We start from the raw sequence: 23,936 nt of genomic DNA, 5'->3' as shown, positions 1-23,936 counted from the left end.
CGGCCCGCGCCGACGCAGGCGGGGTCTAGCCGGGCGGTAGCGCGCCGGCCGTCACGGTGCGTTCGGTCCAGCCGCCGCCCAGGGATTTGTACAGGCTGATCAGGTTGGACAGGCGCGCCAGGCGGGTGTCGATCAGCACCTGTTGCGCCGCGTACAGCGAACGCTGTGAATCCAGCACGCTCAGGTAGCTGTCGACCCCCTGACGAAAGCGCTGGTCCGCCAGCGTGTACGCGCGCTGGCTGGCGTCGACCAGCTGGCGCTGCGCGGTGATCTGCTGGTCCAGCGTCGCGCGCCCGGCCAGGCCGTCGGCCACTTCCCGAAAACCGGTCTGGATGGCCTTCTCGTAGTTGGCCACCTCGATGCGCTTGCGCACATGGGCAAGATCGAGATTGGCCATGAGCGAGCCGCCCGCGAAGATCGGCAAGGTGATCTGCGGCGCAAAGCTCCAGGCTCCCGAACCGGCCTTGAACAGTCCGCCCAGCGAGGCGCTGGCCGTGCCAGCCGAACCGGTCAGGCTGATGGTGGGAAAGAAGGCCGCGCGCGCCGCGCCGATATTGGCGTTGGCCCCCTGCAGCACATGCTCGGCGGCGCGCACGTCCGGGCGGCGCGCCAGCAGGTCCGAAGGCAGGCCGGCCGGCAGGTCGGCGATCACGACGTCGTCCGGCAGGCGCGTGGCCTGCGCCAGCTGCTCCAGCAGTTCGGGCGGCAGCGGCTGGCCCACCAGCAGCGTCAGCGCATTGCGGTCCTGGGCGACCTGGCGCAGGTACTGGGCCTGGTTGCGCTCGGCGGTGCGCAGGGAAATCTCTGCCTGGCTCAGGTCCAGCGCGGTCGCCACGCCTTGGTCATAACTCTGCTTGGTGAGCTTGTAGGAGTCCTGCTGAGAAGAGAGCGTGTCCTGGGTCAGCTGCAGCAGTTCCTGGTCGGCCCGCAAGGTCAGATAGGCATTGGCCGTCTCGGCGATCAGCGTCAACTGGGTGGCGATGCGCGTCTCGTCCTGCGCCAGATAGGTCTGCAGGGCCTCTTCGCTCAGGCTCTGGATGCGGCCGAACAGGTCCAGCTCCCAGGAGGCCACGGCCCCGCCCACGCGATACTGGCGCGAGATCTGCGGATTGCCCGATTGGGTCAGGTCACCGGGCGAGCGCTGCACCGAGGCGTCGCCCGCCACGCCCACCGAGGGCAGGAGGTCGGCGCGCTGGATGCGGTACTGCGCCCGCGCCGCCTCGACATTGAGCGCGGCCACGCGCAGGTCGCGGTTATTGGCCAGCGTCAGTTCCAGGACGCGCTGCAGGAGCGGATCGCGGAAGAAGTCACGCCAGCCCACGTCGGCGGCCGCCACTTGCCCGGCGGCCGGCTGGACAGCCGCGCCATAGGCCGGACCGCTGGGATAGACCGCATCGATGGGCGCCTCGGGGCGCTCATACTTGGGCGCCAGCGAGCAGCCGGCCAGGGCGCCGGCCAGCGAAAGGGACAACAGGGTTTTCATGGTGGGGATCATTGCTGCTGATCTCCGTTGGAATGAGCGTGCGCCGCCTCTTCCTGCGCGCGGATTTCGGTCAGGCGCCTGACCTTGAACAGACGCAGGACCAGCACGAAGAACAGGGGCACGAAGAAAATCGCCAGGAAGGTGCCCGAGAGCATGCCGCCGATCACGCCGGTGCCGATGGCGTGCTGGCTGCCGGAACCCGCGCCATTGGAAATGGCCAGGGGCACCACGCCCAGGATGAAGGCCATGGAGGTCATCAGGATGGGCCGCAGACGCTGGCGCGCCGCGTGCACCGCCGCCTCGACCAGGCTGGCGCCCTGCTCATAGTGCTCCTTGGCGAATTCCACGATCAGGATCGCGTTCTTGGCCGCCAGGCCTACTGTCGTGAGCAGGCCGACCTGGAAATAGACGTCGTTGGACAGGCCGCGCAACAGCGTGGCGGCCAGGGCGCCGATCACCCCCAGCGGCACCACCAGCATCACCGCCGTGGGAATGCTCCAGCTTTCATAGAGCGCCGCCAGGCAAAGGAAGACCACAATGAGGGAGATCGCGTACAAGGCGGGCGCCTGGGCGCCGGAGAGCCGCTCCTCATACGACAAACCGGTCCATTCGAAACCTATCCCCGTGGGCAGCTTGGCCGCCAGGCGCTCCATCTCGGCCATGGCTTCGCCCGAGCTGCGTCCCGGCGCGGCTTCGCCCTGGATGTTGTACGAGGGCACGCCGTTGTAGCGGTTCAGCTTCTGCGGCCCATAGGTCCAGTGCGCCTTGGCGAAGGCCGAAAACGGCACCATGTCGCCGGAGGCATTGCGCACATACCATTTGTCCAGGTCCTCGGGCAGCATGCGCGAGGCGGCCTCGCCCTGCACGAATACCTTCTTGACGCGGCCGCGGTCGATGAAGTCATTGACATACGACGAGCCCCAGGCCGTGGACAGGGTGCTGTTGATGTCGGCGATCGCCACGCCCAGCGCGCGCGCTTTCTCTCGGTCGATGTCCAGTTGGTACTGGGGCGCGTCCTCGATCCCGTTGGGGCGCACGCGGGCCAGCACGGGGCTTTGCGCGGCCTCGCCCAGGAGCTGGTTGCGCGCGGCCAGCAGCTTGTCATGGCCCACGCCGGCGCGGTCCTGCAGCATGAAGTCAAAGCCGGTCGCGTTGCCCAGTTCCATCACCGCCGGCGGCGCGAAGACAAAGGCCTGGGCGTCGCGGATATGGCCGAAGAAATAGCCATTGGCGCGCTGCGCCACGGCCGCGGCCCGCTGGCTGGCCGCGGGGCGTTCCTTCCAGTCGCGCAGCTTGATGAACAGGATGGCCGCGTTCTGGCCCCGGCCGCCGAAGGAAAAGCCCGAGACCGCGAACACCGAGGCCACCGAATCCTTCTCGTTCTCGAGCAGGTAGTTCACGGCCTGGTCGATCACGACCTTGGTGCGCTCGGCGCTGGCGCCGGCCGGGGCTTGCACCTGGGCAAACAGAATGCCCTGGTCTTCCTCGGGCAGGAAGGCCGTCGGGATGCGCGTGAAGAGCCAGCCCATGGCCAGGATCAGCGCCAGGTAGATGACCAGCAGGCGCTTGCCGCGTGTCATCGTGCGAGCCACGGTATTGGCATAGCCTTCCGTGGAACGCTCGAACATGCGGTTGAACCAGCCGAAAAAGCCCTTCTTGGTGCCGTGGTGGCCCTTGGGAATGGGCTTGAGCAGCGTGGCGCACAAGGCCGGCGTGAAGACGATGGCCACGACGACCGACAGCACCATGGACGAGACGATGGTGATCGAGAACTGGCGATAGATCACGCCCGTGGAGCCGCCGAAGAAGGCCATGGGAATGAACACGGCCGACAACACCATGGCGATGCCGATCAGCGCGCCGGTGATCTGTCCCATGGACTTGCGCGTGGCGGCCTTGGGCGACAAGCCCTCCTCGGCCATCACGCGCTCGACGTTTTCCACCACCACGATGGCGTCATCGACCAGCAGGCCGATGGCCAGCACCATGCCGAACATGGTCAGGGTGTTGATGGAATAGCCGAAGGCGGCCAGCACCCCGAAGGTGCCCAGCAGCACCACCGGCACGGCCAGGGTCGGAATCAGGGTGGCGCGCACATTCTGCAGGAAGAGGTACATCACCAGGAACACGAGCACGATGGCCTCGAAGAGCGTGTGGATCACGCTTTCGATGGACAGGCTGACAAAGGGCGTCGTGTCGTAGGGATAGACCACCTCCATGCCCGGCGGGAAATAGGGCTTGAGGCTGTTGATGGTGTCGCGCACCGCCTGCGCCGTATCCAGCGCATTGGCGCCGGTGGCCAGCTTGACCGCCAGGCCCGAGGCGGGCTTGCCGTTGTAATAGCTGTCGATGGAATAGCCTTGCGCCCCCAGCTCGATCTTGGCGACGTCGCGCAGGCGCACCTGCGAGCCGTCGGTGTTGACCTTGAGCAGGATGTCGCCGAACTCTTCCGGCGTCTGTAGGCGCGTGGGGCCGATGACCGTGGCGTTCAATTGCTGGCCGCGCGTGGCCGGCAGGCCGCCCAGCTGGCCCGAGGACACCTGGACGTTCTGCTCCTTGATGGCGTTGGTGACGTCGGAGGCGGCGAGGTTGTAGTTGATGAGCTTTTCGGGGCTGAGCCAGACCCGCATCGCATACGAGGCGCCGAACAGCTGGAAATCGCCCACGCCGCGCGTGCGGCTGATCGGATCCTGCACGTAGGAAGCCACATAGTCGGCAAGGTCCGACTTATCCATGCTGCCATCGGAGGAGACGAAGCCGGCGACGATGAGGAAGTTCTTGGTCGCCTTGGTCACCCGTATGCCCTGCTGCTGCACTTCTTGCGGCAGCAGCGGCTGGGCCACGGCCAGCTTGTTCTGCACCTGCACCTGGGCCGTGTCCGGATTGGTACCTTGGCGGAAGGTCAGCGTAATGGCGACGCTACCGTCGGAATTACTCTCCGAAGAGATGTACTCCAGGTTGTCGATGCCGTTCATCTGCTGCTCGATCACCTGGACCACCGTGTCCTGCACGGTCTGCGCCGAAGCGCCGGGATAGGTCACGTTGATGGCGATCGCGGGCGGCGCGATATTGGGATATTGCGCCACCGGCAGATTAAGGATGGACAGGGCGCCGGCCATCATCAGGACGATGGCGATCACCCAGGCGAAGACCGGCCTGTCGATAAAAAACTTTGCCATGCGCTGGCTCCCTTACTTGGCCGCCGGCGCCTGGCCGCCCTGCCCGGCCGGCGCGGCTGCGCGGGCCTGATATTCCTGAGCGTTGACTTCGATACCCGGACGCACCGACTGCAGGCCCTCGACAATGACGCGGTCGCCCGCGGCCAGGCCCTTGGTGACCAGCCACTGGTCCCCCAGCGCGCGGTCCGTCACCAGCTCGCGCAGCTCGACCTTGTTCTCGGCATTGACCACCAGGGCGGTCGGCAGGCCACGCTGGCTGCGCGTCACACCGCGCTGCGGCACGAGCAGGCCGTCGTTGGCCACGCCTTGCGCCAGTCGCGCGCGCACGAACATCCCGGGCAGCAGTTGATGGCCCGGGTTGGGGAACACCGCGCGCAAGGTCACCGAACCGGTGGTCGGGTCCACCGTCACTTCGGAGAACTCCAGCTTGCCGGCTTCGGCATAGGTGCTGCCGTCTTCCAGCACGAGGGTGACCTTGGCGGCCTGGGCGCCATCGGCCTGCTGCAGCTGGCCGCTGGCCATCGCGCTTTTGAGACGCAGCAGCTGCACGCTGGACTGGGTCACGTCGACATAGATGGGATCGATCTGCTGCACCGAGGCGATCGCGCCGGACTGGTTGGCCGTCACCAGGGCGCCCTCGGTCACGAGCGAGCGGCCGATGATGCCGTCGATGGGCGACAGCACCTTGGTGTAGACCAGGTTGATGCGGGCCGTCTCCAACGCGGCCTTGGCCGACAGCACATCGGCATTGGCCTGGTCGCGAGCGGCCACGGCATCGTCATAGGTCTGACGGCTGACCGCGCGGGTCTCCACCAGCGGCTTGTAGCGGTCCACCAACAGCGCGGCGGTGCGCAACTGCGCCTGCGCCCGCGCCAGGGCGGCCTTGCTGCTGTCGTAGCTCGCCTGGTAGAGCGAGGGGTCGATCTGGTAGAGCTGCTGGCCGGCGCGCACTTCGCCGCCTTCGGTGAAGAGGCGCTTTTGCACGATGCCGCTGACTTGCGGCCGGACCTCGGCGATGCGGAAGGCCGACGTGCGGCCCGGCAGCTCGGTGGAAAGCGAAACAGGCTGCGATTTGAGGGTGACCACCCCGACCTGGGGCTTGCCTGCCTGAGGCGCGGCCTGCTCTTTGCCGCAGCCCGCCAATGCGAGGGCCAGTGCCGCCGCCGAAAGCGCGGCCGCGCCGCGCCATACCTGCTTCTTGTTCTTCATATGATCCATTCCCGAATCCAACCTATCCCCGGCGGCGGGCCTGCACGCCCGTCTCCGGATATTCGCTTTGCTGCGATGCAAAACGCCACATTTTCCGTTATCCCGTCCGAGAAACAAAGACGTCAGATACGAAAACATCATTCCATTTATGGGACAATAAAACCGCTTCCCGCACATTAAGCTGATGCTCCATGAACAATCGACTCCAAGGCATGGAACTCTTCGTCGAGGTGGCCAAGACGCGCAACTTCAGCCGCGCGGCCGAAAACCTCGGCGTTCCCAAATCGACGCTGTCGCGCCAGGTGGCCGAACTGGAGCGCTCCGTCGGCCTGCAGCTGCTGGCCCGCACGACGCGCAAAGTCGAACTGACCGCGGCCGGACAGCTGTATTTCGACCGTTGCCAGCGCATCGTGGCGGAAGCCCAGGTGGTGCATGAAGAACTGCAGAACCTGCTGGAAACCCCCTCTGGGCCGCTGCGCGTGAACCTGCCCGCCGATTTCGGCACGGAGTTCCTGGCCGAGTGCTTCGTCGAGTTCTCCCAGCGCTACCCCGAGGTGGACTTCTACCTCGACATTGCCAGCCCCGAGCATGCCAACCGGGTCTTCCAGGCCTGCGATGTCGCCATCGAGGTCGGCGAGCTGCCGGACTCCACCCAGATCGCGCGCCTGCTGGGCATGCTGCCCGCCTATCTCTATGCGTCGCCGGACTACCTCGCCCGGCATGGCCGGCCGCAGCATCCGGATGATCTGGTCAAGCATGAGTGCCTGGAATTCCGGGTCGGACATGCCGGCCGCGTCACCCGGTGGCCGCTGACCGATGGCCAGCAGCAGCTCGAGGTCACGCCGGGCAAGCGTTATTCGGTCAACAGTGTGTCCATGCTGCGCAGCCTGACGGGGCTGGGCGCCGGAATCGCCATCCTGGGCAGCGTGCCCGGCAATGAAGGCCGCCCCCTGGAACGGGTGCTGCCGGATTGGCATGCCGGCCCTTTCCCGGTCTACGCGGTCACGGACACCCGGCTGCTGCCCGCCAAGACGCGCATCTTCATCGAATTCCTGATGGAGCGCCTGGGCATGCAGGGGCCGGGGGAAAAGCATAGCGCCAGGCTGTTTCCGGACACAGTCTGACCGCCATGTTTGTAATGTACTGAAATCAGTTTACGCAAACCCGATACAAACCGGGCCTGCCGCAAGCGGCTCAGAAGCGCTCGTCCTCGCGCAGATAGCGCCATTGCCCCAGGGGCAGGTCGCCCAGGCGCACACGACCGATGCGCACGCGCTTCAGGCCCACGACCTTCAGCCCGACCAATTCGCACATGCGGCGGATCTGGCGCTTTTTGCCCTCATGCAGCACAAAGCGCAGCTGGTCTTCGTTCTGCCAACGCACCTCGGCCGGCTTGAGCGGCTTGCCGTCCAGCGACAAGCCGTGGTTGAGCAGCGCCAGACCACGCTCGTCCAGCCTGCCCTCGACGCGCACCAGATACTCCTTATCGACGGCCGAGTCCTCGCCGATCAGCTGTTTGGCGATGCGGCCGTCCTGGGTCAGCACCAGCAGACCCTGGGAATCGATGTCCAGGCGCCCGGCCACGGCCAGGCCGCGCAGGTGCGCGCGGTCGAAACGGCGGCGCGAACGGTCGCCCTCGTACTGGCTGCGGGCGTCGACCAGGGCAGCGGCGGGCTTGTAGCCGTCCTCGGCCTGGCCGGAGACATAGCCGATGGGCTTGTTGATCAGGATGGTGACCAGCGACGTCTGCGCCGCGCGCGCGGCGCGCTCCAGCGTGATCGTCTGGTCGGGATAGGCCTTGGCGCCGAGCTCGGAGACGACCACCCCGTCCACCCGCACCCAGCCGCGCTCGATATAGCTGTCGGCCTCGCGGCGCGAACACAGGCCGCGCTCCGACATCAACTTGGAGATACGTACTTTTTCCATGGCGCGTATTGTAAGGCGCGGCCGATCCGCGCCGGCGGTCTTGGCATAATACGTAGCCATGACTGCCCTGTATCAAGCACCGCTGGCCGCCGGCTGGCTGACACGCGCCCCCTTTTTCTTGACTCCTGCCCAACGCCATTGGCTGTTCCGCCCGGGCGCCCTGACGGCCGGCCTGCGCCAGCTGGGCCAGGTCCGGCTGCGCGTGGTGGACGAATACGCCCAGGGCGCGGCGCCCGACGAGGCGCAGGCCATGCGCATCCCTCCCGGCTCCGCCGTATGGGTGCGCGAAGTCCTGATGTCGATCGACGGTGTCGATAGCGTGCCGGCCCGCAGCCTCACCCCCCTATCCGCCTCCCATGGCAGCTGGCAGGGCATGCGGCGCCTGATGACCCGGCCGCTGGCCGACATGCTCTACCACGACCGCAGCGTCACCCGCTCGCCCTTCGCCTGCCGCAGGCTGGCCTCGCCCCTGCCCTTTTTCCGCATGGTCGCCGGCCTGCCCTCGGTGCCGGCATCCGACGCCCGCTTCCTGTGGGCGCGCCGCTCCGTGTTCTGGCGTCACGGCCAGCCCCTGCTGGTGGCCGAGTGTTTCCTGCCGGCGTTCTGGCGCGGCGCCGGGCGCATCGTGCCGCCCATCAAGGCGCATGAGCGGCGCGCCGGGATCCCCGCCAGCGACCCGCGCGGCTGAGCCCGGCCCCGCCTCAGTCCCTGGCCTCGCGCCACACCTCGGGCTCCAGGGCCACTTCGCCCTGGGCCGCCGAGACATAGACCGTATGGTCGGAGATATTGACGTTGATCTGCATGCCGCGCTCGGCCAGCCCGGCCAGGGCCTGGGTCTGGCCCGCGGGCAGGTTGACCACGCGCAGATTGCGCGCCCGCTCCACCTTGCCGCGCACGCCGTCCCACCAGACCTGGGAAGCATGACCGCCGTAGCAGTAGATGACGACCTGTTCGGCGCGGCCGCAGGCCCGCAGGATGCGTCGCTCATCGGGCTGGCCGACCTCGATCCACAGCGAAATGGCGCCGGTCAGGTCCTTGGACCAGATATCGGGTTCATCCGTGTCGCTCAGGCCCTTGGTGAAGGCCAATGAATCGTCGGCATGCATGGCAAATGCGGCGATGCGCACCATCATGCGCTCATCGGTCTCCGACGGGTGGCGCGCCACGGTCAGCCCATGGCTGCCGTAATAATGGCGGTCGGTGTCGGCAATATTGAGGTCGGCTTTATATATCGTTGCGCGCAGAGCCATGAAAACTATCCGGCGAGGTCAGCCCGCCATCATAACGCCTGCGGCGGGTATGATGGACACACACGCGCCCCGCCCATGCCATGACCGCCGCCCTGCTCGCCTTCTCCGTCGCCGCCCTCATCATGACGCTCACGCCCGGGCTGGATACGGCGCTGGTGCTGCGCACCGCCGCCACGGAAGGGCCGCGCCGCGCCTTCATGGCCGGCCTGGGCATATGCGTCGGCTGCCTGGCCTGGGGCGCCGCGGCCGCCTTCGGCCTGGGCGCCCTGCTGGCGGCCTCCCAGTTCGCCTACGAGGTCCTGCGCATCGCCGGCGCCGCCTATCTGCTCTACCTGGGCGCGGGCCTGTTATGGCGCGCGCGCCGGGCGCGCGCGGCAAGCGGCCCGGGCCGGCCCGCCCGTCCACAAGCCGGCGTAAGCGCGCTGGGCTGGCTGCGGCGCGGCTGCCTGACCAATCTGCTCAACCCCAAGGTCGGGGTGTTCTACATCACGTTTCTGCCGCAATTCATCCCGCAGGGCGCGGACGTGCTGGGCTTCAGCCTGCTGCTGGCGGCGCTGCATGCCATGATCGGCATCGCCTGGTTCGCCGTGCTGGTGGCCGCCACCCGGCCGTTGGCGCGCTGGCTGGGCCGCCCCGGCGTGGGGCGTGGCCTGGACGCGGCCACGGGCGTGGTCTTCGTGGCCTTCGGCCTGAAGCTCGCCCTCGAACGCCGTTAGCCCCGGGGCTTGCGCAAAAACACATAGCGGTGGCAGCCGGGCGCCGGGAACAACAAGGTGTGCCCCTCCAGGCCAAGTATCGGCGGCGCTTCCCGCGCCAGGCCGCAGGCCGCCAGCATCCCTTCCATGTCGAACCGCAGACGGCGGCGGGTATCGTTGTAGCCCAGGATCAGGCGTCCGCCGGGCTTGAGCACATCGATGGCGCCGTGCAGCAGGCGGCCGAAGGACCCGGCATCGTTGACCCCGTAGCCCACCATGCCGTTGGCGATCACCACCTCGAAGTGGCTGGCGGGATAGTAGTCCCGCAAGGCCGTGGCGTCGCCCGTGACATGCCGGCCTGGCTGGCCGTAACGCGCGCAGCGCGGATCGATATCCACCGAATGGAAGTCCAGCGCAAGCAGGCGCGGATAGTGCCAGTTGTAGCGCGACATGCCGATGAACAGGCAACGGGCATGCCGCGCGCGATAGCAGGTGTTGAGAAAATCGAAGACCGGCCCCTCGAGAAAGCGCCGGTCCGCCGAGTCGTAGCAAAAGCGCACATCCAGGCCCTGCGCGAGGCGGGGCGACAAGGAAAAGAGCGCGCGGTGGAGGGCGCGCCGCAGGCGCCCGGGACGAAAGAGATTTGCCATGGACAAAGCTGGAATTTTTTCCAGCTTTGCCGATGACGGGCATCAAACACGAGCCATTACCAGACCAAACCTATACGGCATGCTCTCCATACACCCCTACTGTATGGCGAGCCACGTAATGCCCCTCTCCGACTTGCACCAGCGGCTGGACCACGGGCTCGTCGCCCACCCGGCGCACCGGGCTGGGGATCTCGTCGACCAGCAGCGAACGCTGGCGATGGCGACGCCGGGGATCGGCGATGGGCACCGCGGCCATCAGCTTCTTGGTATAGGGGTGCTGCGGGTTCTCGAAGATGGCGCGGCGCGGGCCGATCTCCACGATCTGGCCCAGGTACATGACCGCCACGCGGTGGCTGACGCGCTCGACCACCGCCATGTCATGCGAGATGAACAGAAAGGACACGCCGAGGTCGCGTTGCAGATCCAGCAGCAGATTGACGATCTGCGCCTGGATGGACACGTCCAGCGCCGACACGGATTCGTCGGCGATCACCACCTTGGGGTTGAGCGCCAGGGCGCGCGCGATGCAGATGCGCTGGCGCTGCCCGCCCGAGAACTCGTGCGGATAGCGGTCTACCATGTCGGGCAGCAGGCCGCACTTGTCCATCAGCCAGCGCACGCGCTCCTCGGCCGCCTTGCCGCGCGCGGCCTTGTGGATGAGCAGCGGCTCCATGATGGAGTCGCCCACCGTCATGCGCGGGTCCAGCGACGCGAAAGGATCCTGGAAGATGAACTGGATGTGCTGGCGCAGGGTCTGCATGGCCGCGCCGCGCAGCGTGCCGATGTCGCGGCCGTCGAACTCGATGCTGCCGCCCTGGCTCTTGACCAGTTGCAGCAAGGAGCGCCCCGTCGTGGTCTTGCCGCAACCCGACTCGCCCACCAGCGACAGGGTTTCGCCCGGGTAGAGGTCGAAGCTGACTTTCTCGACGGCGTGCACGCGCTTTTGCACCCCGCCGAAGACACCGCCCCGGATATCGAAGCGGGTGATAAGATCGCGCACCTTGAGCACGGGGCCCTGGTCGCGGCGCACCGTGTCCGCGGCCGCGGGTTCGGCCGGCGCGGCCGCATCGTCATCGACGCGCAGCAGCGGAAACGGCTTGGGCAGATCGGTGCCCTGCATGGCGCCCAGGCGCGGCACGGCCGACAGCAGCGCGCGGGTATAGGCATGGCGCGGATGGGCGAAGATCTCGTCGGAGCCGCCCTCCTCCACCTTGTCGCCGCGATACATCACCAGCACGCGGTCGGCGACCTCGGCCACCACCCCCATATCATGGGTGATGAAGATCACGCCCATATCCATCTCTTCCTGGAGCTGGCGGATCAATTGCAGGATCTGCGCCTGGATGGTGACATCCAGGGCCGTGGTCGGCTCGTCGGCGATCAGCAGCTGGGGCTTGCACGACAGCGCCATGGCGATCATGACGCGCTGGCGCATGCCGCCGGAGAGCTGGTGGGGATAGCGGTCCAGGATGGCGCGCGCCTCCGGGATGCGCACGCGCTCGAGCATGCGCAGGGCTTCGGCGCGGGCCGCGCCGGCGTCCAGGCCCTGGTGCAGGCGCAGGGCCTCCGCGATCTGGAAACCGGCCGTGAAGCTCGGATTCAGCGAGGTCATGGGTTCCTGGAAGATCATGGCCACATCGGCGCCGCGCACTTTTTCCAGCACCCGCTCCTCGGCGCGCGCCAGGTCCAGGACCTCGCCATTGCGCCGGCGCAGCCGCATATCCCCCGAGGCGATCTTGCCGCCGCCATACTCCACCAGCCGCATGAGGGCCAGCGAGGTGACCGATTTGCCCGAACCCGATTCGCCCACGATGGCGAGCGTCTCGCCGCGATTGACGTGAAACGACACGTCGCGCACCGCCTCGACCGTGCGCGTGGGCGTCTTGAAGCGCACGGTCAGGCCGTCGACCTGCACCACGCGGTGATTGTCCATACTTGCGATCATGCTTTACTTGTCCTGACGCGGATCCAGGGCGTCACGCAGACCGTCGCCCAGCAGATTGAAGCCCAGCACGGCCAGGAAGATGGCCGATCCGGGGAAGATCGACATCCACGGCGCCTGGGTCATGAAATTCTTGGCCGTATTCAGCATCGAGCCCCAGGAGGGATTGGGCGGCTGCAGCCCAAGGCCCAGGAAGGACAGGCTGGCCTCGGCGATGATGGCCGTGGCGATGGTGATGGTGGCCTGCACGATCAGGGGCGGCATCACATTGGGAAAGACATGCCGTGCAATGATGCGCAGGTCCGAAGCGCCCAGGGCGCGCGCGCTCTGGACGTAGTCTTCATTGCGCACCGCCAGCACCTGGCCGCGCGTGATGCGGATGAACTTGGGCGCGGCCGACACGCCGATGGCGATCATGGCGTTGACCAGGCTCGGTCCCAGGAAGGCGGCCAGGGCGATGGCCAGGATCAGGAAGGGAATGGCGAGCAGCGCCTCGGTGGCGCGCGAAATGATGCTGTCGGTCCAGCCGCCGAAATAGCCCGCGGCCAGCCCGAAGGGCACGCCCACCACCAGGGCGATCAGGACCGACACCATGCCCGCCATGAGCGAGGCGCGCGCCCCGAAGACCATGCGGCTGAAAATATCACGGCCCAGTTCGTCCGTGCCCATCCAATAGGTCGCCGAGGGCGCCTTGCGGATGGTCATGAAACTGGTCTGGAAGGGATCGTGGTTGGCGATCAGCGGCGCGAACAGCGCCAGCAGCACGAAGAACAGCACAATGAAGGCGCCCACCAGGGCGACCTTGTTGCGCTTGAATTTGGCCCAGGCGCGATTGCCGGCGCGGGGCGGGACGGCGGTTGCGACGGTCGCGCTCATTGATGCCTCAGACGGGGATTGACCAGGACGTACAGGACATCGGCCAGCAGGTTCATGAAAATAAAGCCCACCGCGACGCAGAGCACGACCCCCTGCACGACCGCATAGTCCCGGTTGAACACGGCGTCGACGATCAGCTTGCCGAAGCCCGGGATCGTGAAGACCTGTTCGGTCAGCACGGCGCCGGCCAGCAATTCGCCGAATAGCAGCGTCACCAGGGTGATGATGGGCATGAGGGCGTTGCGCAGGGCGTGGCGCAGCACCACCTTGCGGGCCGACACGCCCTTGGCGCGCGCGGTGCGCACATAGTCGGCGCTCAGGGCCTCCAGCATGGCCGAGCGCGTATGACGCATCAGGTAGGCGGCGATCGCCGTCGACAGCACGAAGGCCGGCATCAGCATGGTCTTGATGGACAGCCAGAAATCCTCGGCCGGCGAGACGTAGCCCGACGCCGGCAACAGCTTCCATTGCACCGACACCACCATGATGAGGATGATGCCAAGCCAGAAGTTCGGTATCGACATCCCGGACAAGGCCGCCACATTGGCCCCCATCTCGACGGCCGTGCCCTTGCGCACCGCCGCGATGATGCCCATGGGGATGCCGATGAGCATGGCGAAGGCCATGGCCATGGCGGCCAGCTGCAGCGTGACCGGCAGTTTCTGGCCGATCAGCGTGAGCACCGGGACATCGGTGCGCATGGACTTGCCCAGATCCCCCTGGACGACCTGTCCCACCCAGGCCATGTATTGCATGGGCAAGGGATCGTTCAGGCGGTACTTGTCGCGCAGATAGTCCAGCACGGCGGGATCCCGCTCTTCGCCGGCCAGGGTCAGGACGGGATCGCCCGGCAGGATTTTTTGCAGCATGAAGACGATCATCGACACCAGGACCAGTGTCGGGATCGCCACCACCACGCGGCGCAATATCAGTTTGAACATGCTTGGGAAACCGGAAAACAAAAACGCCGCCGGCCGGGCGCGCAGGCGCCCGGCCATCGCGGCAGGATTACTTCTGTGCCAGGGTGACGCCCTTCAGACGGATCATCCCGTCGGGATAGGCGGTGAAACCACGCACGTTTTTGCCCAGCACAAAAGGCCAGGGCTGATAGTACAGGTAGAAGTTGTGGGCGTCGTCGTGCAGCAACTTCTGGGCCTGATCATAGATGGCGCGCCGCTTGTCCTGGTCGGGCACGGTGCGCGCATCGGCCAGCAGCTTGTCGACCTCGGGGTTGCAGTAGCGGCCGTCGTTCAGCGAGCCCTTGCAGGTCACGAACTGGTAGACGTTGCCGTCCGGATCCACCCGGCCCGACCAGCCGCGCATGATGACCTCGAAATTGCCGGCCTGCGCCTCGTTCAGCAGCGCCGCGTACTCGGTGGGCCGCAGCTTGAGCTGGAAGCCCGCCTCGGCCGACATGGCCTGGATCATCTCGGCGATGGCCGCCGTGGTGGTGTTGTTGCCGAAGGCGAACTCGGCGCTCACCTTGTCCAGGCCCGCCTCCTTGAGCAGGGCGCGGGCGCGCGCCACGTCGCGCTTGGGCACGGGGAACTTGTCGGAATGATAGGGGCTGGCCGGCGGGAAAGGCTGGCTGGCCGGCTCGAAAATGCCGCCGCCGACGACTTCGTTGATGACATTGCGGTCTATGGTCAGCTCGAAGGCATGCCGCACGCGCGGATCCTTGAAGGGGCTGGTCTCGGCCCGCTTGCCATTGCCCAGGTTGTAGAACACCTCCTGGAAGCCCAGGCCGGAGACCGACATGAATTGCACGCTCTTGTCGTTCTTGACCTGCGGCGCATCGGAGGGATTCATGCGCTCCAGGATGTCCAGGCCGCCGGAGCGCAGGTTGGACAGGCGTACCGTGGTGTCCGGGATGGGCAGGAACACCAGGCGCGCGAAGGCATAGCTCTTGGCGTCATAGTATTTGTCGAACTTCTCCAGCACGATGCGGTCGTTCTGCACGCGCTCGACGAATTTATACGGCCCGGAGCAGATGGGCTTGCGGCCCACGGCGGCCGGATCGCCCTCGAAGGACTTGGGCGAGAGCATCATGCCGGCACGGTCGGACAACTGGGCCACCAGGGTGGCGTCGGGGCGCTTCAGATGCAGCACCAGCGTCTGGGCATCGGGCGCCTCGATGGTTTCGACCGAGGCCAGCTCGCCCTTGCGCATGCTGTCCTGCAGCGTCATGGCGCGCTCGAGATTGGCCTTGGCCGCGGCGGCGTCGAACTTGCTGCCGTCGTGGAAATAGGCATCATCACGCAGCTTGAAGGTCAGGGCCTTGTTGTCCTCGCTCCAGGACCAGGAGGTCGCCAGTTGGGGCACAAACTGCAGCTTGGCGTCCAGGTCCACGAGCTTGTCGCACAGCGACGTGAAGACAATGCGGCCGACGTAGGTGCGCGCGCGATGCGGATCCAGCACATCGGGATCCTCCTGCAGGCCGATACGCAGGTCTTGCGCCACGGCGGCGGCGCCGGCCAGCGACAGCGTCGCCGCCGCCAGTGCCAGGCCGAGAGGTTTCCAGGTTTTCATCGAATCTATTCCCCTTGTTGACGAAAAATCGGCGCGCCCGCCGCGGGGCGCGCCCGGGCCGGCCTCAGAAGCCGACCGCCTGGCCGTCGCGGCGGCTGTCGCTGGCCGCCACATAGCCCAGTTCATTGTCGCTGCCGTGCATGCGCCAGATGAACTGGCCGGCACCGAAGTCCATATAAGGATCGTCGACCGACTTCAAGGAATGGCCCATGTCCTTGAGCGCCTGCGCGACGGCCGGATTCATGCTGGCCTCGATGTCCAGCGTGAAATCGCGATTGACCTTCCAGCGCGGCGCGCAGCAGGCCGCCTGGGGGTTCTGGTGATAGTCCAGCATGCGGATGACGGTCTGCATATGGCCCTGCGGCTGCATATCGCCGCCCATGACGCCAAAGCTCATGACCGGCTGGCCGCCCTGGGTCAGGAAACCCGGGATGATGGTATGGAAGGGGCGCTTGCCGCCCTCGACCACATTGGCCGAGGCCGGGTCCATCGAAAAGCCCACGCCGCGGTTCTGCAGGCTGATGCCCGTGCCGGGCACGACCACGCCCGAGCCGAAGCCCATGTAGTTCGACTGGATGAAGGAAATCATCATGCCGTTCTCGTCGGCGGCGGTCAGGTAGATGGTGCCGCCGGCATGCGGGCGGCCGGCCGCGAAGTGGGTCGCGCGGTCCAGCTGGATGAGCTTGGCGCGGTCGGCCAGATAGGCGTCGTCCAGCATCTGCGCCGGCGTGACTTCCATGCTGCGCGGATCGGCCACATAGCGGTACAGGTCGGCGAAGGCCAGCTTCATGGCCTCGATCTGCACATGCTGCGACTGCGCCGAATCCACCGGCATATTGGCCAGGTCGAATTTCTCGCAAATGCCCAGCGCGATCAGCGCGGCGATGCCCTGCCCGTTGGGCGGGATTTCGTTGAGCTCATAGCCGCGATAGGCCTTGCGGATGGGCTCGACCCATTGCGGGCGGTAGTTGCGCAGATCCTCCAGCGTCATGGCGCCGCCGCACTCCTTGCTGAAGGCGGCAATACGCTCGGCCAGCTCGCCCTCATAGAAATCGCGGCCGCCGCTGGCGGCGATGCGCTTGAGCGCATAGGCCGCGTCGGGGAAGCGGAAATGCTCGCCCACCTCCGGCGCCCGGCCCTTGGGCAGGAAGGCCTGGGCATAGCCGGGCTGCTCGCTGAGTTCCTGGGCCGCTGCGGCCCATTTGTGCGCCACCACGGGCGGCACGGCATAGCCGCGCTCGGCGATTTCGATGGCCGGTTCGAACAGCTGTTCGAACGGCAGCTTGCCGAATTTCTCGTGCAGGGCGGACCAGCCCGCCACCGCCCCCGGCACCGTGACCGTGTCCCAGCCGCGCTTGGGCTGCTTGGCCAGGCCGGCGGCGTCCGTGCCGTACTTGCGCTTGAAGTACTCGACGCTCCAGGCCGCGGGCGCGGTGCCCGAGGAATTCAGGCCGTGCAGTTGCTTGCCGTCCCACAGGATCGCGAAACAGTCGCTGCCCAGGCCGTTGGACACCGGCTCGACCAGCACGATGGTGGCCGCCGCGGCGATGGCGGCGTCCACGGCATTGCCGCCCTTGAGCAGCATGCGCAGCCCGGCCTGGGCGGCCAGCGGATGCGAGGTCGACACCACATTGCGCGCAAACAGCGGAATGCGATGCGAAGGATAGGGATTGCTCCAGTCAAACGGTTTCATGGCACGGCTCTCGGGGGACAAACTGCTGAAATTACTCTTGTGATTTAATTAAATCAATTTGATTTTTTGATCCGTCATTAAAATTTTTTTTGCTTATCGCGAACCCCATGAGCACCCTGCGATTTATGCGGACTTTCCTGGCCGTCGCCCACCATGGCACCTTCGCCGAGGCCGCCGAGCAAGTCGCCCTGACCCAGGCGGCGGTGAGCTTCCAAATGCGCTCGCTGGAGGCCGAACTGGGGCGCGAACTGTTCGACCGCAGCGGCCGGTTGGCCATCCTGAATGCCGCCGGGCGCGAACTGCTGCCCGAAATCAAGCAATTGCTGGACATGTACGAGCGCCTGCGCGCGCCCCGCCATGCCAGCGATGCGCTGGCCGGGGCGGTCTCGGTGGGCGCCATCGTGTCCTGCATGGGCATGCTGTCCAAGGTCGTCACCCGCATGAAGCGCGAGCATCCCGGGCTGGATGTCCGCGTGTTCTCCGGCAAGGCCAGCGAATTGGCCGGCAAGGTGGAGACCGGCGAACTGGACGCCGCCCTCATCGTGGAGGCCGGACGCAAGAGGGCGTCCACCAAGTGGACGCCTCTTTATCAGGAACCGCTGGTCGTGGTGGCGCATCCGGCAGCGGCCGGCGGCCAGGATGTGCGCGAAGTCCTGCGCGCCAATCCCTTTTTGCGCTTTGACCGCACCCAGCGCACCGGCCTGCAGATCGACCGCGTGCTGCGCCGCCTGGGTCTGCCGCTGACCGAATTTCTGGAACTCAACGCCATCGAAACCCTGGTGGAACTGGTGCGCCAGCAGGCGGGCGTAACCCTGCTCCCCCTGCTCAATGGCGCCAACTGGCGGGAAAGCCGGGACCTGCGCGTACTGCCGTTGCCCGCCGACCTGGGCCCCACGGCGCGCGCCATCGGCATGCTGGAGCGGCGCGAGCACGCCCGGCAAGACATCACGGCGGCGATCTGCCAGCAATGCCTTCTGGGTATTCACCTTGCGCCGCCAAGCTGACGCAGCCTCACTCGGTCCTAATTCGCGGCGGATTTCCCGGAATCGATTAACGGCACGCTAAAAAGCCTCTCTTTTAGCGTGTTCCATGCCTGCGCCTTTCTTCCCTCCTGGTCCGCTGCGCCTCCGTCGTCGTCACCGTGCCGCCTTGTTACTCTCTTGCACGACGCTTGCCGCATGTGGAGGTGGTGGCGGAGGGGGTGGCACCATCGCCCCTTCCTCGCCCGCCCCTTCCTTGCCCGCCCCTTCCTTGCCCGCCCCGCTCCCGGCCGTGCCGCCGGCGCCTGTCCATCAGCCGGCGTTGATGCCCGCGCCTGAGCCGGACGAAGCGCCGCCCGCCGACAACCCGCATGCACCGCCCATCGGCGGCGAAGGCGGCGGCGAAGGCGGCGGCGACGGCGAGGGCGGCGGCGACGCGGGACACGCTGGCGAAGCGGCGGGCGCGGGTGAACCCGCGGCCAATCCTCCCGCGATCGATCCTCCCGCGGCCAATCTCCCCGCAGACGATCCCCCTGTAGGCGATCCCCCCCTGCCCCCACCGGGCGATGTTCCGCCCGCCGAAGACAAGCGGGCCAACCCGCCCGCCTTGGCCAGCCGGTCCTGGGATGACTTTCTGCTCGGCCCCATGAGCGCCCATCGCCGGCCCGCGGACACCCGTTACAACGTATCCTCGGTCTTCCCCAATACCCAGGCGGCGCGCTACAACCTCATCAATCTCAAGCCCGCTCGCGACGCGGGCCTGACCGGCCAAGGGGTGAGAGTCGGCGTGATCGACAACGGGGTCAAGCCCGGGCCGCCCGTGGTCAACGTGGACCAGGGCCAGAGCGCCGATTACACCAATGGCGTCGCGGGCCCCTACAACGAAGCCAACCAAGGCGATCACGGCACCCAGGTCGCCCAGGTCCTGGCCGCACAGGAGGACCGCAACCGCCAGATGCAGGAGCTCAATGCGCCCACCGCCGTCAACCACTACCTGGGAGGCATCGCGCCGGGCGCCACCATCTTGTCGGCCAACATCAGCCTCGCCCCCAACTCCCGGCAATTGTCGGAACGCTCTCTGCTGGCGGCGTGGCGGGACCTGTCGGCCCAAGGCGTGAGGTTGTTCAACAACAGCCTGGGCTCCGATAGCGGCGCCACCTCGGTCCAGGTGTTCCGAAGCTACCAGCGGGCATATCGAAACGCCAGTGCGGCCAATAAACCCCTGACCCTCGTTGGCACGATCAAGCAGATCGTGGATCAGGGCGGGCTGTTCATCTTCGCGGCCGGCAACGGCGACCTCGGCGTGGGCCAATCCGATCCGGCCGCCGAGGCCCTGCTGCCGCTTATCGAACCGTCCCTACAGAAGGGCTTTATCGCCGTGATCGGCGTGGAGCTCAACAACCAGATCTCCCCCTGGGCCGACCGATGCGGCAATGCCGCCGACTGGTGCATGGCCGCCAGTGGATACGGCGATTTCCTTCCCGCGGACCCCGATCAATTCGCCAACCAGCAAAGAGGCACCTCGTTCTCGGCACCCCAGGTGACCGGCGCGGCGGCGCTCCTGCTGGAAAAATACCCATGGATGAGCAATGACAATCTGCGCACGACCTTGCTGACCACCGCCACCGACCTTGGCGAGCGAGGGGTCGACAGCATCTATGGCTGGGGCCTGCTCAACATCGGGCGCGCCGTGCAAGGTCCGGCGCAATTCGCCTTCGGCGAGTTCCACGCCGCGCTGCAGCGCGGCGCTTCCGACCGCTACGTCTTTGGCAACAATATCTCCGGCCCGGGCGGGCTGAGGGTCTCGGGCCAGGGCGCCCTGGTCCTGGCCGGCGCCAACACCTATGCCGGCGACACCGTCATCGATGGCGGCATCCTCGATGTGCTGGGCAGCATCACCTCATCCGTGCAGATCAACCGCGGGGGCACGCTGACCGGCGTAGGCCGCACGGGCCCGGTGAACAACGACGGCGCCCTCTACAACGCCGAGAAAGGATTGACCATCGATGGCAACTACCGGCAATCGGCCCAGGGCACGCTGATCACCGATATCGGCGCCGGCGCGCTGCGGGTCCGGCACGGGGCGGAGCTGGCCGGCCGGCTCCATATCCACGGCATACGCACCGGCTACGTGGCCCGCGCCGGCCAGACACACGTCGTGCTTTCCGCCGGCGACCAGGTGACCGGCGCCTTCGACAGCTTCACCCATGCCCCCACGCTGTTGCTCGAAGCCAAGCTGGGTTATCACGCCCGGCGCGTGGAAGTCGACTTGCAGCGGATAGACGCGCGGCTCGCGGCCCGCAGGCTGGAGCCGGATGCGCGACGGCCCCAGGTCCTGTCCGCCGCCGGCAATCTGGAGCGCGTCATGCAGGGCCTGGACGATGCCATGGCGAACGCCCCACTGGGCGCGCGCGCCCTGCCGGCGGCACCGCTGGCCGAACAGGCGCTACTGGGCGGCGCCGCCGCCTTGCAAGGGATTCGCGACCCCGAGCGCCTGCAGCGCAGCCTCTACTCCCTATCGGGCAGCGTCTACGCCAATGCCGCGGCGCTGCAAAGCCTGGCGCAGGATCAGGCCCTGGACGACTTTGGGCAACAACTGGGCGGCAAGGGGCTTTTCGCGCAATACCAGCACCAGCAGGTCCGCTGGCACCCCTCGGGCCTGGACGGCAGGCAAGGCAGCCATGCCGTCACGCTGGGGCTGAGCGAGCGGCTGAACCCGGACTGGAGCGCGGCGGCGGGGCTGGCCATCGCCGACCGGCGCTGGCAGGAGGACTTCCAGGCGCCGGATCGTGACCGCAGCCGGGGCACAGCCATCGGCCTGATGTTCGGCCTGCGACAGGATCTCGGACAGGATTGGCATCTGAAATATCTGGCTGGCCTGAGCAGCTATCGCCATCGCGTCGATCGCCACATCTGGTTTGATGAAACCGCCGAAGCCGTGGGCGCGGACGCCCAGGGCCATGCCCTGCAGGCCGCCGCGCTGCTGGGCAAGGCATGGCAACCGACCCCGGATTCGCAGCTCACACCCGAGGTCGGCGTGATGCTCAATCACACCCGGCAACGGGGATTTACCGAGTCGGCCGGGCGAGGCTATGGCCTGCGGGCCTTGGCCCATCAGGTCACGGTACCGTCGTTGGTGGGCCGCCTGGCCGGCACGCACGACACGGCCATCGGGTCCATGCCCTTGCGCCTGAACGCCAGCCTTCAGGTTCGCCACGACTTGCGCGGCCGCGACTTTCGCACCGACGGCGGGTTTGCCGCCATGCCGATGACCCAGGCCCGCAGCGGCCAATGGGGCCTGGCGCGCACGCGCTGGGGCCTGGGCCTGGGCATGCAGGTTGCCGCCACGGCTGCGCTCCAACTGGGCTTGGCTTATCAGGGCGAATGGAGCCGGGACTGGGCTACGCACGGCATGATCGCCCATATGCGCTACACATTCTGACCACCAGACGAAACAAGCGCCGCGAATGCGGCGCTTGTTTCATGCGTGGGGACGGGGCCGGCTTCAGAGCGCTTCTTCGTCGGCCTCGCCGGTGCGGATGCGGATGGCCTGCTCGACCGGCGTCACGAAGATCTTGCCGTCGCCGATCTTGCCCGTGCGGGCGGCCTTGAGGATCGCCTCGATGGCCTGGTCGACCAGATCGTCGGCCAGGACGACCTCGACGCGGATCTTGGGCAGGAAGTCCACCACATACTCCGCGCCGCGATATAGCTCGGTATGCCCCTTCTGGCGTCCGAATCCCTTGACCTCGGTGACCGTCAACCCGCTGACGCCGACTTCGGCCAGGGCCTCGCGCACTTCGTCGAGCTTGAACGGTTTGATGATGGCGGTAACTTGTTTCACTTTCGCTGTCCTGGAGATTGTTATGGCGTGCTGGGCTCAGGGGGATTCGCGGAATCCGTTGGTGACAGGATAGCGCCAATCCCGGCCGAATGCGCGGGGCGTGATGCGCGGCCCGGGCGGCGCCTGCCGCCGCTTGTATTCGTTGATGCGGATCAGCCGCAATACCTGCTCGACCGCGGCCGGCGGATAGCCTTCGGCCACGATTTCGGCGGCCGAGGCGTTCTGCTCCATGTAGCGCACGACGATGCCGTCCAGCACATCGTAGGGCGGCAGGCTGTCCTGGTCCTTCTGGTCGGGACGCAGTTCGGCCGAGGGCGGGCGCGTGATGATGCGCTCGGGGATGATGTCGTTCTGGGTATTGCGCCAGGCCGCCAGGCGGTAGACCAGGGTCTTGGGCACGTCCTTGATGACCGCGAAGCCGCCGGCCATGTCGCCATACAGCGTGCAATAGCCGGTGGTCATCTCCGACTTGTTTCCGGTGGTCAGCACCAGCCGGCCGGTCTTGTTGGACAGCGCCATGAGCAAGGTGCCCCGCGCGCGCGCCTGGATGTTCTCCTCGGTGGCGTCGACCGGGAGGCCGACGAACTGCGGCGCCAGCGCGCTCTCGAAGGCATCGACGATGGGGCCGATGACGATCTCGTCATAGCGCACGCCCAGGCGCTGCGCCATGTCGCGCGCGTCGGCCAGCGAGATATCGGCGGTGTAGCGCGAGGGCATCATGACCGCGCGGACATTTTCGGCGCCCAGGGCATCGACGGCGATGGCCAGCACCACAGCCGAATCGATGCCGCCGGACAAACCGATGATGGCGCCGGGGAAGCGGTTCTTACCGAGGTAGTCGCGCGTGCCCAGCACCAGCGCGTTCCAGACCTGCTCTTCTTCGCTGTAGGGCCGCACCGAAGCCTCGGGAGTGACCGCCACGATGCTGCCGTCGGCGTGCACGTCGACGATATTGACGCCTTCGGTGAAGTCCGGCAGGCGCGCCCGCAGCTGTCCCTGGCGGTCTAGGACGAAGGAGGCGCCGTCGAAGACCAGCTCATCCTGGCCGCCCACCAGATTGGCGTAGACCAGGGCGCAGCCGGTCGCCGCCACGGTGCGTTCGGCGATCATGAGGCGCTCGGCCTGCTTGCCGACGTTGTAGGGCGAGGCATTGGGCACCAGCAGAACCTGGGCGCCGGCCTGGGCCGCGGCGCACGCGGTCCGGTCGAACCAGATGTCTTCGCAGATGTTGACGCCGAAGCGCTGCCCCTTGAGCTCGAAGACCAGGGGCTGGGTATCGGCCGTGAAATAGCGTTGCTCGTCGAAGACCGAGTAGTTGGGCAGCTCGCGCTTGCAATAAGTGCCCAGCCGCCTGCCGCCGGCCAACAGCGTGGCGGCGTTATAGAGACGCCCCTCGCGGCGCTCGACATGGCCCACCAGCACATGCAGGCCGCCCAGGCCGGCCAGGTCGGCGGCCAGTTTGTCCAGCTCGGCGTGCTGGCGCTCGATGAAGAGCGGCCGCAGCAGCAGGTCCTCGGGCGGATAGCCGGTCAGCACCAGCTCGGGCGCGACCAGGATGTCGGCCCCGTGGCCATGCGCCTGGCGGGCCGCCTGCAGGACCCGGGCGGCGTTGCCCGCCAGGTCCCCCACGCAGGCATTGATTTGCGCGATTCCTACCCGGACAACGCTCATGAACGACGA

At 67.0% G+C, this 23,936-nt stretch carries 18 protein-coding genes; 5 read left to right on the top strand and 13 right to left on the bottom strand.

Features of this window, described 5'->3' with window-relative positions:
• Positions 1-25 precede the first annotated feature (25 nt).
• The 3 genes from adeC to AXA74_RS18745 are packed head-to-tail and all read right to left on the bottom strand — an operon-like array spanning position 26 to position 5,871.
• Complete coding sequence (gene adeC, locus AXA74_RS18755) at positions 26-1,495, bottom strand: AdeC/AdeK/OprM family multidrug efflux complex outer membrane factor (protein ID WP_029579495.1); 1,470 nt, start codon at positions 1,493-1,495, stop codon at positions 26-28.
• Positions 1,492-4,662, bottom strand: coding sequence for an efflux RND transporter permease subunit (locus AXA74_RS18750; RefSeq protein WP_029579496.1), 3,171 nt, complete (start codon positions 4,660-4,662; stop codon positions 1,492-1,494). Before AXA74_RS18750 ends, adeC begins: the two co-directional genes overlap by 4 nt.
• Before the next feature lie 12 nt (positions 4,663-4,674).
• Positions 4,675-5,871: an efflux RND transporter periplasmic adaptor subunit gene (locus AXA74_RS18745; protein ID WP_029579497.1), complete on the bottom strand. Its 1,197-nt coding sequence runs from the start codon at positions 5,869-5,871 to the stop codon at positions 4,675-4,677.
• A 212-nt stretch (positions 5,872-6,083) separates the two neighbouring features.
• Between AXA74_RS18745 and AXA74_RS18740 the strand changes: the two genes are divergently transcribed.
• Complete coding sequence (locus AXA74_RS18740) at positions 6,084-6,995, top strand: LysR family transcriptional regulator (RefSeq protein WP_029579498.1); 912 nt, start codon at positions 6,084-6,086, stop codon at positions 6,993-6,995.
• Positions 6,996-7,065: 70 nt separating this feature from the next.
• On the opposite strand, the gene AXA74_RS18735 is transcribed toward AXA74_RS18740, so the two are convergent.
• Positions 7,066-7,797, bottom strand: coding sequence for a pseudouridine synthase (locus AXA74_RS18735; protein WP_029579499.1), 732 nt, complete (start codon positions 7,795-7,797; stop codon positions 7,066-7,068).
• Positions 7,798-7,855: 58 nt separating this feature from the next.
• Here AXA74_RS18735 and AXA74_RS18730 point away from each other — a divergent pair, with 58 nt between their 5' ends.
• Positions 7,856-8,485 (top strand): chorismate--pyruvate lyase family protein, encoded by a 630-nt coding sequence (locus AXA74_RS18730; RefSeq protein WP_029579500.1) that lies wholly within the window; start codon positions 7,856-7,858, stop codon positions 8,483-8,485.
• A 13-nt stretch (positions 8,486-8,498) separates the two neighbouring features.
• Here AXA74_RS18730 and AXA74_RS18725 read toward each other — a convergent pair whose 3' ends face one another.
• A complete protein-coding gene (locus tag AXA74_RS18725; protein ID WP_029579501.1) occupies positions 8,499-9,047 on the bottom strand; it encodes a YaeQ family protein in 549 nt (182 codons plus the stop codon).
• Between the two features lie 80 nt (positions 9,048-9,127).
• Between AXA74_RS18725 and AXA74_RS18720 the strand changes: the two genes are divergently transcribed.
• The gene (locus tag AXA74_RS18720; protein WP_029579502.1) at positions 9,128-9,763 is read left to right on the top strand and encodes a LysE family translocator; all 636 of its coding nucleotides are present in this window, start codon (positions 9,128-9,130) and stop codon (positions 9,761-9,763) included.
• Here AXA74_RS18720 and AXA74_RS18715 read toward each other — a convergent pair.
• The 6 genes from AXA74_RS18715 to ggt form a co-directional block, all read right to left on the bottom strand.
• Positions 9,760-10,392, bottom strand: coding sequence for a class I SAM-dependent methyltransferase (locus AXA74_RS18715; RefSeq protein ID WP_032955793.1), 633 nt, complete (start codon positions 10,390-10,392; stop codon positions 9,760-9,762). The two genes, AXA74_RS18720 and AXA74_RS18715, sit on opposite strands and share 4 nt — an antisense overlap.
• 70 nt (positions 10,393-10,462) lie before the next feature.
• Entirely contained in the window at positions 10,463-12,325 is a 1,863-nt protein-coding gene (locus AXA74_RS18710) for a dipeptide ABC transporter ATP-binding protein (RefSeq protein WP_032979605.1), read from the bottom strand.
• A gap of 15 nt (positions 12,326-12,340) precedes the next feature.
• Complete coding sequence (locus AXA74_RS18705) at positions 12,341-13,210, bottom strand: ABC transporter permease (protein WP_032979604.1); 870 nt, start codon at positions 13,208-13,210, stop codon at positions 12,341-12,343.
• Entirely contained in the window at positions 13,207-14,151 is a 945-nt protein-coding gene (locus tag AXA74_RS18700) for an ABC transporter permease (protein WP_029579506.1), read from the bottom strand. The genes AXA74_RS18705 and AXA74_RS18700 overlap by 4 nt, the downstream gene beginning before the upstream one ends.
• Before the next feature lie 67 nt (positions 14,152-14,218).
• Positions 14,219-15,739, bottom strand: coding sequence for an ABC transporter substrate-binding protein (locus AXA74_RS18695; protein ID WP_029579507.1), 1,521 nt, complete (start codon positions 15,737-15,739; stop codon positions 14,219-14,221).
• A 64-nt stretch (positions 15,740-15,803) separates the two neighbouring features.
• Positions 15,804-17,432 (bottom strand): gamma-glutamyltransferase, encoded by a 1,629-nt coding sequence (ggt, locus tag AXA74_RS18690; RefSeq protein ID WP_029579508.1) that lies wholly within the window; start codon positions 17,430-17,432, stop codon positions 15,804-15,806.
• Between the two features lie 107 nt (positions 17,433-17,539).
• On the opposite strand from ggt, the gene AXA74_RS18685 reads away from it, so the two are divergent.
• The gene (locus AXA74_RS18685; RefSeq protein ID WP_029579509.1) at positions 17,540-18,436 is read left to right on the top strand and encodes a LysR substrate-binding domain-containing protein; all 897 of its coding nucleotides are present in this window, start codon (positions 17,540-17,542) and stop codon (positions 18,434-18,436) included.
• A 301-nt stretch (positions 18,437-18,737) separates the two neighbouring features.
• Positions 18,738-21,854 (top strand): S8 family serine peptidase, encoded by a 3,117-nt coding sequence (locus AXA74_RS18680; RefSeq protein WP_051594004.1) that lies wholly within the window; start codon positions 18,738-18,740, stop codon positions 21,852-21,854.
• 63 nt (positions 21,855-21,917) lie between these two features.
• Here AXA74_RS18680 and AXA74_RS18675 read toward each other — a convergent pair whose 3' ends face one another.
• Both AXA74_RS18675 and AXA74_RS18670 read right to left on the bottom strand, forming a co-directional pair.
• Positions 21,918-22,256: a P-II family nitrogen regulator gene (locus AXA74_RS18675; protein ID WP_029579511.1), complete on the bottom strand. Its 339-nt coding sequence runs from the start codon at positions 22,254-22,256 to the stop codon at positions 21,918-21,920.
• A gap of 36 nt (positions 22,257-22,292) precedes the next feature.
• Positions 22,293-23,927, bottom strand: coding sequence for an NAD+ synthase (locus tag AXA74_RS18670; RefSeq protein ID WP_032979602.1), 1,635 nt, complete (start codon positions 23,925-23,927; stop codon positions 22,293-22,295).
• Positions 23,928-23,936 lie beyond the last annotated feature (9 nt).

It is taken from the genome of Bordetella hinzii LMG 13501 (assembly GCF_001548475.1).
Classification (GTDB): Bacteria; Pseudomonadota; Gammaproteobacteria; order Burkholderiales; family Burkholderiaceae_B; genus Bordetella; species Bordetella hinzii.
The sequence above is the reverse complement of the archived record's forward strand: the minus strand, read 5'-3'. Positions and strand labels throughout refer to the sequence as shown.